The sequence below is a fragment of the Pseudomonas sp. P7779 genome (genome assembly GCF_013386315.1).
In the GTDB taxonomy this organism is placed as follows: domain Bacteria; phylum Pseudomonadota; class Gammaproteobacteria; order Pseudomonadales; family Pseudomonadaceae; genus Aquipseudomonas.
On sequence record NZ_JACARZ010000056.1, the window covers coordinates 49,745 to 59,751 of the forward strand.

11 protein-coding genes are annotated in these 10,007 nt (G+C 60.8%); 8 read left to right on the forward strand and 3 right to left on the reverse strand.

What is annotated here, in order from left to right:
• The first annotated feature begins 33 nt into the window (after positions 1–33).
• The 6 genes from ispF (at position 34) to rpoS (ending at position 5,133) form a co-directional block, all read left to right on the forward strand.
• On the forward strand, positions 34–507 hold the full coding sequence (gene ispF, locus HX869_RS17055; RefSeq protein WP_003219282.1) for a 2-C-methyl-D-erythritol 2,4-cyclodiphosphate synthase: 474 nt from the start codon (positions 34–36) through the stop codon (positions 505–507).
• Entirely contained in the window at positions 504–1,562 is a 1,059-nt protein-coding gene (gene truD / locus HX869_RS17060; RefSeq protein ID WP_003219280.1) for a tRNA pseudouridine(13) synthase TruD, read from the forward strand. Before ispF ends, truD begins: the two co-directional genes overlap by 4 nt.
• The gene (gene surE / locus HX869_RS17065; RefSeq protein ID WP_003219278.1) at positions 1,550–2,299 is read left to right on the forward strand and encodes a 5'/3'-nucleotidase SurE; all 750 of its coding nucleotides are present in this window, start codon (positions 1,550–1,552) and stop codon (positions 2,297–2,299) included. The genes truD and surE overlap by 13 nt, the downstream gene beginning before the upstream one ends.
• A 41-nt stretch (positions 2,300–2,340) precedes the next feature.
• A complete protein-coding gene (locus HX869_RS17070) occupies positions 2,341–2,976 on the forward strand; it encodes a protein-L-isoaspartate(D-aspartate) O-methyltransferase (protein WP_010176736.1) in 636 nt (211 codons plus the stop codon).
• Positions 2,977–3,186: 210 nt separating this feature from the next.
• Positions 3,187–4,023 (forward strand): peptidoglycan DD-metalloendopeptidase family protein, encoded by an 837-nt coding sequence (locus HX869_RS17075; protein WP_032898924.1) that lies wholly within the window; start codon positions 3,187–3,189, stop codon positions 4,021–4,023.
• Positions 4,024–4,128: 105 nt separating this feature from the next.
• Entirely contained in the window at positions 4,129–5,133 is a 1,005-nt protein-coding gene (gene rpoS / locus HX869_RS17080; protein WP_003219274.1) for an RNA polymerase sigma factor RpoS, read from the forward strand.
• A gap of 205 nt (positions 5,134–5,338) precedes the next feature.
• Here the strand turns inward: rpoS and HX869_RS17085 are convergent, their stop codons facing one another.
• On the reverse strand, positions 5,339–5,548 hold the full coding sequence (locus tag HX869_RS17085) for a cold-shock protein (protein ID WP_002554837.1): 210 nt from the start codon (positions 5,546–5,548) through the stop codon (positions 5,339–5,341).
• A 378-nt stretch (positions 5,549–5,926) separates the two neighbouring features.
• On the opposite strand from HX869_RS17085, the gene dcd reads away from it, so the two are divergent.
• Both dcd and HX869_RS17095 read left to right on the forward strand, forming a co-directional pair.
• On the forward strand, positions 5,927–6,493 hold the full coding sequence (gene dcd, locus HX869_RS17090; RefSeq protein ID WP_003219273.1) for a dCTP deaminase: 567 nt from the start codon (positions 5,927–5,929) through the stop codon (positions 6,491–6,493).
• Between the two features lie 107 nt (positions 6,494–6,600).
• Entirely contained in the window at positions 6,601–6,804 is a 204-nt protein-coding gene (locus HX869_RS17095) for a hypothetical protein (RefSeq protein WP_003219272.1), read from the forward strand.
• Positions 6,805–6,835: 31 nt separating this feature from the next.
• Here the strand turns inward: HX869_RS17095 and pdeM are convergent, their stop codons facing one another.
• Both pdeM and HX869_RS17105 read right to left on the reverse strand, forming a co-directional pair.
• Positions 6,836–7,492, reverse strand: coding sequence for a ligase-associated DNA damage response endonuclease PdeM (gene pdeM / locus HX869_RS17100; RefSeq protein ID WP_177036972.1), 657 nt, complete (start codon positions 7,490–7,492; stop codon positions 6,836–6,838).
• The gene (locus HX869_RS17105; RefSeq protein WP_178903383.1) at positions 7,492–9,969 is read right to left on the reverse strand and encodes a ligase-associated DNA damage response DEXH box helicase; all 2,478 of its coding nucleotides are present in this window, start codon (positions 9,967–9,969) and stop codon (positions 7,492–7,494) included. Before HX869_RS17105 ends, pdeM begins: the two co-directional genes overlap by 1 nt.
• Positions 9,970–10,007 lie beyond the last annotated feature (38 nt).

The following is a 10,007-nucleotide window of genomic DNA, read 5'->3' on the forward strand; positions in this document are numbered from 1 at the left end:
ATCACGCCCTGAATTAAATCGGGGCGTTTTTTTATGCGTATTGGCCACGGCTATGATGTGCACCGTTTCGCCGAAGGCGATTTCATCACCCTGGGCGGCGTGCGGATCGCGCACCACCACGGGTTGCTGGCTCATTCCGACGGCGACGTGGTGCTGCATGCCTTGAGCGATGCCTTGCTCGGCGCAGCTGCGTTGGGCGACATCGGCAAGCACTTTCCGGACACCGACCCGACCTTCAAGGGCGCGGACAGCCGTGTGCTGTTGCGTCACGTGGTCGGCTTGATCCATGCCAAGGGCTGGAAGGTCGGCAACGTCGACAACACCATCGTCGCCCAGGCGCCCAAGATGGCCCCGCATATCGAAACGATGCGCGCGCTGATTGCCGCGGATCTTCAAGTTGAGTTGGATCAAGTGAACGTAAAAGCCACCACCACCGAAAAGCTCGGGTTTACCGGTCGCGAAGAGGGCATTGCCGTGCACTCCGTTGCCTTGTTGCTGCGCGCATGAATGATCTGCAACTGCTGGGCCCGCGTGCCTATGGCGAGGCCTTGGGCAGCGCTGTTCTAAAGGCCACCGCTGAAGACTTCCAGGTGGATGAAGTGCTGGATATCCCGCTGACCGGCGAGGGTGAACACCTGTGGTTGTGGGTGGAAAAGCGCGGCCTGAATACCGAAGAGGCGGCGCGGCGGATTGCCAAGGCGGCGGGCGTGCCGTTGCGTACCGTCAGCTACGCCGGGCTCAAGGACCGCCAGGCGCTGACACGCCAGTGGTTCAGCGTGCAGTTGCCGGGCAAGGCGGACCCGGACCTGAGCGCGGCTGAAAACGACACCCTGAAGATCCTCAAGACCGGCCGTCACAAGCGCAAGCTGCAGCGCGGCGCGCATTCGGCCAACGGCTTTACCTTGCGCCTGACCCAGTTTGCCGGGGATGCGGCGGCCATCGACGCCCGCCTGCAACTGATCGCCCGGCAAGGCATTCCCAACTATTTCGGCGCCCAGCGTTTCGGCCATAACGGCGGCAACGTCGTCGATGCCCGTGACTGGGCGGCGCGCAAGGCCTTGCCGGAGCAGCGCAATGTGCGTTCGCGCCTGCTCTCGACGGCCCGCAGCTTCCTGTTCAATAAAGTGCTGGCGGCGCGGGTGGCCGACGGTTCCTGGCAGCGCGCCCAGGTCGGTGACTTGCTGGCGTTTACCGACAGCCGCAGCTTTTTCCCGGCGGGGGAGGCTGAATGCAGCGACCCGCGCCTGGCAATCCTCGATCTGCATCCCACCGGCCCGCAGTGGGGCGAAGGTGATTCGCCGGCGGCGGGAGCAACCTTCGCGCTGGAACAGGCGATTGCCGACGGTGAAGCCGAACTGCGGGATTGGCTGGTGAATGCCGGCATGAGCCAGGAACGTCGCATTCTTCGACTGCCCATTGGCGGGTTGACGTGGCATTATCCCGAACCTGACATTCTGCAATTGGAATTCGTCCTGCCGGCTGGATGCTTCGCCACTGTCTTGGTGCGCGAGCTTGTAGATCTGGTGCCGGTGGGGCAGACGGACAGCCCATGCGTATTCTGATATCTAACGACGACGGGGTCACTGCACCCGGCCTTGCCGCGCTTCATGCTGCGCTGGCGGATTACGCCGAGTGCGTGGTGGTTGCCCCGGACCAGGACAAAAGCGGCGCCAGCAGCTCGCTGACGCTCGACCGTCCGTTGCATACACAGACGTTGCCCAACGGCTTTATCAGCGTGAATGGCACGCCGACCGACTGCGTGCACCTGGCGATCAACAGCCTGCTGGACCGCGAGCCGGACCTGGTGGTTTCCGGGATCAACCTGGGCGCCAACCTGGGTGACGACGTGCTGTATTCCGGTACGGTGGCGGCAGCCCTTGAAGGGCGCTTCCTCGGTCGGACCTCGTTCGCTTTTTCGTTTGCGTCCCGTCAATTGGACAACCTGGCGACTGCGGCGTATTTCGCCCGCAAGCTGGTGGAGGCCCATGACACCCTGGTCCTGCCGCCGCGCACGGTGCTCAACGTCAATATTCCCAATCTGCCCCTGGACCACATTCGCGGTATCCAGCTGACCCGCCTCGGCCACCGTGCCCGTGCGGCAGCGCCGCTGAAGGTGGTCGACCCGCGTGGCAGGGAAGGGTACTGGATTGCCGCTGCCGGCGATGCCGAGGACGGTGGCGAGGGCACGGACTTTCATGCGGTGATGCAAGGTTATGTCTCGATTACCCCGTTGCAACTCGATCGCACCTTCAGTGATGCCTTCAGTAGCCTCGATGGCTGGCTGGAGGGGCTGCGCTGATGGCTCGTGAACAAGACGACCTGCTGCGCCGGGGCATCGGGATGACCTCCCAGCGCACCCGCGAGCGATTGATCCAGCGCCTGTATGAAGAAGGGCTGTCCAATGCCCAGGTGCTGGAAGTCATCCGGCGTACCCCGCGGCATCTGTTTGTCGATGAAGCCCTGGCGCACCGCGCCTATGAAGACACAGCCTTGCCCATCGGCCACAACCAGACCATCTCCCAGCCCTATATGGTGGCGCGGATGAGTGAGTTGCTGCTGGCGGCGGGCCCGCTGGACAAGGTGCTGGAAATCGGCACCGGCTCCGGCTACCAGACGGCCGTGTTGTCGCAGCTGGTGGAGCGGGTGTTTTCCGTGGAGCGCATCAAGGTGTTGCAAGACCGGGCCAAGGAACGCCTGGTGGAGTTGAACCTGCGCAACGTGGTGTTCCGTTGGGGTGATGGCTGGGAAGGCTGGCCGGCACTGGCGCCATACAACGGCATTATCGTCACCGCGGTGGCGACCGACGTGCCCCAGGCCTTGCTCGATCAACTGGCTCCCGGCGGGCGCCTGGTGATTCCGGTGGGCTCCGGCGAAGTGCAACAATTAATGTTGATCATTCGCGAGGAAGAGGGCTTTTCCCGGCATGTGCTCGGCGCCGTGCGTTTTGTCCCGCTGCTCAACGGTCCGCTGGCCTGATCAATTATTTCTGCGTACTGAATTCTATTGCCGGGTATGTGTCTTACAGCGGGGTCTGTTGAGTCCACATGATCAGCCGTAGGAGCTAAACATGATGAAATTTTCTTTAGAATCGTGTTTCCAGTAAAAACCCAACGGCCAGTTATACTTGCGTCATATTTCAAGCCTGATACAGGCGTTCATAGTCAGCCACCACAAAGGGAGCGGCGGGTGAGTCTCACGGTCATTGCACAGCGTATGAGTCAAACAAGCTTTCAGCGACTGGTGATTGGCCTTGTCTTGAGTTCCTTGCTGGCGGCTTGTTCAAGCACGCCATCCGGTGGTGCGCGGGTGGTCGACCGCAATAACGCGGTACCGCAGAAACCTACCGTTACCACAGGCCAATACGTCGTGCGCAAGGGCGATACGATGTTCTCGATCGCCTTTCGTTATGGCTGGGATTACAAGGCGCTCGCCGCCCGTAACAACATCCCTGTGCCATACACGATACATCCAGGTCAGACCATTCGTTTCGATGGACGAACCGGTTCAACACCGACCGCGGTAGTCACAAACACGGCTTCTTCGCCGTCGTCTTCGAGCAAGACCACCATCATCACCCGGCCTGCAGGCACCGCCGCACCTAGCGTTGCGAGCAAGCCGGCACCTGCGCCGATGCCGCCGGCGGGGCCCGCACCGACCGGCTGGGGATGGCCCTCAAATGGCATCCTTATTGGAAAATTCTCTTCAAACGGTAGTTTGAATAAAGGCATTGATATCGCCGGGGATTTGGGACAGCCTGTTTTAGCTGCGTCTGATGGGACAGTGGTATACGCCGGGAGTGGTTTACGGGGCTACGGCGAGCTGGTCATCATCAAACACAGCGATACCTACGTCAGTGCCTACGGTCACAACCGCAGGCTGTTGGTTCGGGAGGGGCAGCAGGTCAAAGTCGGACAGACAATTGCCGAAATGGGGTCAACTGGTACAGACCGGGTGAAACTGCACTTTGAGATTCGCCGCCAAGGGAAGCCTGTTGATCCGCTGCAATTCCTTCCCCGTCGTTGATGTGTTGCACAGCCTGTTCCTCACGTAGTAGGAACAGGCTCCAGCGTTGCCAAGGATAAAGGCGTCGCTTGAGCTTGAGGTCGAACTCACCAAAGGACTATAACAATGGCTCTCAGTAAAGAAGCGCCGGAGTTTGACATCGACGATGAGGTTCTCCTTATGGAGACTGTCATCGATACGGAATCGATGTCGAATGAGGGACCTGCTGTACCTTCAGTTCGCACCAAATCCAAGAACTCCACCGCGTTAAAGCAACACAAGTACATTGATTACACACGGGCGCTCGACGCGACTCAGTTGTACCTCAATGAAATCGGCTTTTCCCCTCTGCTCACTCCCGAAGAAGAAGTCCATTTTGCGCGCTTGTCGCAAAAGGGCGATCCGGCTGGGCGCAAGCGCATGATTGAAAGCAACCTGCGACTGGTGGTGAAAATCGCCCGACGCTACGTCAATCGTGGGCTGTCCCTGTTGGACTTGATCGAAGAGGGCAATCTCGGCCTGATCCGGGCGGTGGAAAAGTTCGACCCTGAGCGGGGCTTCCGCTTTTCGACCTACGCCACCTGGTGGATTCGTCAGACCATCGAACGGGCGATCATGAATCAGACCCGTACGATCCGGTTGCCGATCCATGTGGTCAAGGAGCTCAACGTCTACCTGCGGGCGGCGCGTGAGCTGACACAGAAACTCGATCATGAACCTTCGCCTGAAGAAATCGCCAACCTGCTGGAAAAACCGGTGGGAGAGGTCAAGCGCATGCTCGGTCTCAATGAGCGGGTGTCTTCCGTCGATGTCTCGCTGGGTCCGGATTCGGATAAAACCCTGCTGGACACCCTGACCGATGATCGTCCTACGGACCCATGTGAGTTGCTGCAGGACGACGATCTGTCGCAAAGCATCGACCAGTGGCTTTCGGAGCTGACGGACAAACAGCGTGAGGTGGTGATTCGCCGCTTCGGGCTGCGCGGCCACGAAAGCAGCACCCTGGAAGATGTTGGCCTGGAGATTGGCTTGACCCGTGAGCGGGTGCGGCAGATCCAGGTCGAGGGCCTCAAGCGCTTGCGCGAGATCCTCGAGAAGAATGGCTTGTCGAGTGAGTCGTTGTTTCAATAAGCGACGCAGGATGAAATGTGGGAGCGGGCTTGCTCGCGAATACGGTGTTTCAGTCAGCCTATCTGGCGACTGATTCACCGCTTTCGCGAGCAAGCCCGCTCCCACATTTTTTTGTGCATGGAATTACATCGTGTGATTGGCAAATCCCGAGCACAAAAAAAGCCCCGCTTTTGAGGGCGGGGCTTTTCGACTAAATCAGTACAAGTTAGATAACTTGAACTTCTTCAGCTTGCATGCCTTTCTGACCGCGGGTAGCGATGAAAGAAACCTGTTGGCCTTCTTTCAGGCTTTTGAAGCCGTCGGATTGGATAGCTTTGAAGTGAACGAACAGGTCGTCACCGGATTGTGGAGTGATGAAGCCGAAGCCTTTTTCATCGTTGAACCACTTAACGGTACCAGTTTGGCGATTAGACATGGTGTATCTCCTTGGACAAAGTTAACTGCGACTCAGGAAAAGCCCTGGCCGAGACTGAGTGCAAAGAGCAGGAAAAATTCTTGGAGATGGTTGGATCGAAATTCAACATATCGTGTAGAGATTCTCAGTGACACAAGCAGCACAGTGGCGCCACCTTAACCCTTTTTCCGGAACGTGCCAATGGTATTTCCGAAGGTTTCTCTATTTTCGTGACTGGCGGCACCCTGATACCGCACCAACACCCCACAATTGAAGGTGCGCCCCGCCCAGCAGGGGCTGCGCGGCGCCAAGAAAAACAGCCGCCCCTTTGAACCACGGGGCCAGCCCCGGTAAGATGCCCAACAGAATTTTTTCACCTCGCTATTCAGGACACCCGCCATGAGCATCAAATCGGACAAGTGGATTCGCCGCATGGCGCAAGAGCACGGCATGATCGAGCCCTTCGTGGAGCGCCAGATGCGTGGCGAAGGCGCTGAGCGGCTGATCTCGTTCGGGGTTTCCAGCTACGGCTACGACGTACGCTGCGCCGATGAGTTCAAGGTGTTCACCAACATCAACTCGGCAACCGTCGATCCGAAAAACTTCGACGAAAAAAGCTTCGTCGACGTCAAGAGCGACGTCTGCATCATCCCGCCAAACTCCTTTGCCCTGGCGCGCACCGTCGAATTCTTCCGTATCCCGCGTAATGTCCTGACTATCTGCCTGGGCAAAAGCACCTACGCGCGCTGCGGCATCATCGTCAACGTGACGCCGCTGGAGCCGGAATGGGAAGGGCACGTCACCCTGGAGTTCTCCAACACCACCACCTTGCCGGCAAAAATCTACGCCAACGAAGGCGTGGCGCAGATGCTGTTCTTCGAATCCGACGAAGAGTGCGAAGTGTCCTATAAGGACCGTGGCGGCAAGTATCAGGGCCAGCGCGGCGTCACTCTCCCACGCACTTGATCGAATCGTCTTACAGGCTAAGGGAATTTGTCAGCGGGCATGCACTCTATTGGGTGTACTGCCCCGACGCGTGCACAACGCGCCGGGCCACGCTTGAGGAGTCCCCTATGAAGCTCGATCCGCGAATCAGCGCCGAACTCGCCCGGCTTGAACCCAACCAGATTGGTGTGATGGCCTGGTCCTTGATGGCCGATCCCGCCGCAGGCGGCATTCCCGGCCAGCCAGGTCCCGATGATCCCTGGCCCAACCAGCCTGAAGAGCCTGGCGAACCCACTCTCCCTGACGAACCGCCTCCCGCCCCTGTGGCCTGACTTCCTGCACGTGTCGCCAATGGTCAGTTGCTCAACGCACTGGCCATACTTCCTGGTCTCCGATCACGAAGATCCGGCCGCCTTCTTCCTGCGTCACTGAATAACCCCCGGTAAAAGCGCCGAACGCCGGTAGCAGGCTGACTTGGTTGCCGATCAGGAAGCACGGCAGGCGCAAGCTTTGCCGGCCCTTGCCCCGCAGGCGATACACCGGATGCACGTGCCCGGCCAGCACATGGTGGCTGGCATGGGGGGCGGGCTCGTGCTGCAAGGCAAACGGGCCCATCAGCAAGGGTTCGGTCACCACCTCAATGTTCAGATCGCCGGGCGGGTCGCCAGCGCGTTTGTCGTGGTTGCCGCGAATCAGCGTGAGCGCCACGCCTGCATGACGCTCACGCCAGGCTCTCAGGGCGTTCAGGGTGCCGCTGGCGTGAGAGCCGGGCCCGTGGAGAAAGTCGCCGAGAAAGATCACCTGCGCGCCGGGGAAAGCCGCCAACAACCGGTCCAGGCGCTGCAGGTTGGCCGTCGTCGTGCCCTGTGGCACTGGCTGGCCCAGGCTGCGATAGGCCGACGCCTTGCCAAAATGCGCGTCGGCGATCAGCAGGCACTTTCTCGCAGGCCAGTACACCGCCTTGTCCGCCAGCAACCACAGCGCTTCTTCCGCCAGATGTATCGGGTAATGAGCGGGCATCAGGGCTTCCCGTTATCGGCGACTTTTTCCAGATCCTTGACCATCCGCGCAATCCGCTCCGAGAGTTTTTCCGAGCTCAGGCTTTCCCGAAAACGTTCCACCAGCAGCGGAAAGGCCAACGGCGTAGGCCGTTTGATGCGATGCAGGTCCAGCTTCAACCCAGACAGGTGGCGCAAGGTCTCTTCCAGGCGACGAATATCCAGCTCATCCCGCAGGACTTCTTCCCCGGCCTGGGTCAGCAGCAGGTTCTGCGGGTCATATTGCTTGAACACTTCAAAGAACAAACCGCTGGAAGCCTGGACCTGACGCGTACTTTTCGGCGCGCCCGGATAGCCTGCGAACACCAGCCCGGCGATCCGCGCGATCTCGCGAAAACGTCGCAGGGCCAGCTCACCGGCATTCAGGCTGGCTACCACGTCATCCAGCAGATGATCCGCGCTCAGCAGTTCGCCGCCCAATAACTCAGGCCAATCCACTTCGGTGGCACTCAGCAGTTCCAGCCCATAGTCATTGACCGCAATCGAGAACGTCACCGCCTGCCGCCGGCTGACGCGCCAGGCCAGCAGGCTCGCCAGCCCCAGATGCACCTGGCGCCCGGCAAACGGATACAGGAACAGATGCCAGCCTTCCCGGGACTTGAGGGCCTCGGCCAGCAAGTGATCGCGGGTCGGCAGTCCGGACCAGCGCAGTTGGGTTTCCAGCAAGGGTTGCACCGCTTGCATCTCCGGGCCGAGATAGTGACCGTGGGCAGCCGCATCAAAGCGCTCGACCACCGCCTGGGCCAGCTCGTTGGAAAGAGGCATGCGCCCGCCGTTCCAGCGTGGCACGGCAGCCTTTTTCGCGGTGCTGCGCTTCACATAAGCAGTCATGTTTTCCACCCGTACCAACTCCAGCAAGCGGCCGGCGAACAGGAAACCATCCCCTGGCTTAAGTCGTGCAATAAAGCCTTCCTCGACACTGCCCAGGGTCTTGCCACCGCCGCCTTTGCTCCAGAATTTCAGCTGGATGCTGGCGTCGCTGACGATCGTACCCACGCTCATGCGATGGCGCCGCGCCAGGCGTGCGTCGGGGACGCGCCAGATGCCGTGTTCGTCCGGCTCGACGCGGCGGTAATCCGGGTAGGCCGTCAGTGACAGGCCACCATGGCGCACGAAACCCAGGGCCCAGGCCCAATCTGCTGCGCTCAGGTCACGATAGGCCCACGCGGTGCGCACCTCCGCCAGCAGCTCATCCGGCACAAAGCCGCCGCCCAGCGCCATGCTCACCAGATGCTGCACCAGCACATCCAACGGCTTGTGAGGCGACTGGCGCGCTTCTATGCGCCGTTCAGCGATGGCGTCCTGCGCGGCAGCGGCTTCCACCATTTCCAGGCTGTGGGTTGGCACCAGCGTGACCCGCGACGGCCGGCCCGGTGCGTGGCCGGAGCGCCCTGCGCGCTGCATCAGCCGGGCTACGCCCTTGGCGGAGCCAATCTGCAGTACCCGTTCCACCGGCAGGAAATCTACCCCCAGGTCCAGGCTCGACGTACACACCACGGCCTTCAGTTGCCCCTCCTTCAGGGCTCGCTCCACCCAGTCCCGGGTTTCCCGGGACAGCGAGCCGTGGTGCAGGGCAATCACTCCGGCCCAGTCGGGGCGCGCGTCGAGCAGGGCCTGGTACCAGATTTCCGATTGTGCCCGTGTGTTGGTAAACACCAGGCAACTGCTGCTGGCATCAACTTCGGCCACCACTTGCGGGAGCATTTTCAGGCCGATATGGCCGGCCCACGGAAAGCGCTCGATAACCGGTGGCAACAGGGTGTCTACTCGCAACTGTTTGGTGGTTTGGCCTTGGACGTTGATCCCGCCGCCTTGTGGGATCAACACCTCCAACGCGTGGGCCTGATTACCCAGGGTTGCGGAAATGCCCCACACAATCAGCTCGGGGTGCCATTGCCGCAGGCGGGCGAGGGCCAGTTGCAATTGCACGCCGCGTTTGTTGCCGATCAGTTCGTGCCATTCGTCCACTACCACCATGCGCAGGTGCGACAGGCTGGCCTGGCTGTCGGCGCGGGCGAGCATCAGCGTGAGGCTTTCCGGGGTGGTGATCAGGGTGGTGGGCAGACGGCGGGTTTGGCGGGCGCGTTCGCTGCTGCTGGTGTCGCCGGTGCGCAGGCCGACGGTCCAGGGGATTTTCAGTGATTCGAGCGGGGCCTCAAGGGCGCGGGCGGTGTCGGCGGCCAGGGCGCGCATTGGGGTGATCCACAGGACGGCCAGCGGTTCGGCGGGGGCTTTGCGTTTGCGGGGCGTGGTTTCGGTGATGGCGAAGCGGTTGAGGGCGGCGAACCACAGGGCGTAGGTTTTCCCGGCGCCGGTGCTGGCGTGGAGCAGTCCCGACTGGCCTTCCTTGACTGCGTGCCATACGTCTTTTTGGAAGGCGAACGGTTTCCAGCCCTTGGCGGTGAACCAGTCTTTGGCGAAGTTGGGGGATTTGACCATGCTTGGGGCTCTGGGGGGGTAATTCAGAGACCTTTGGG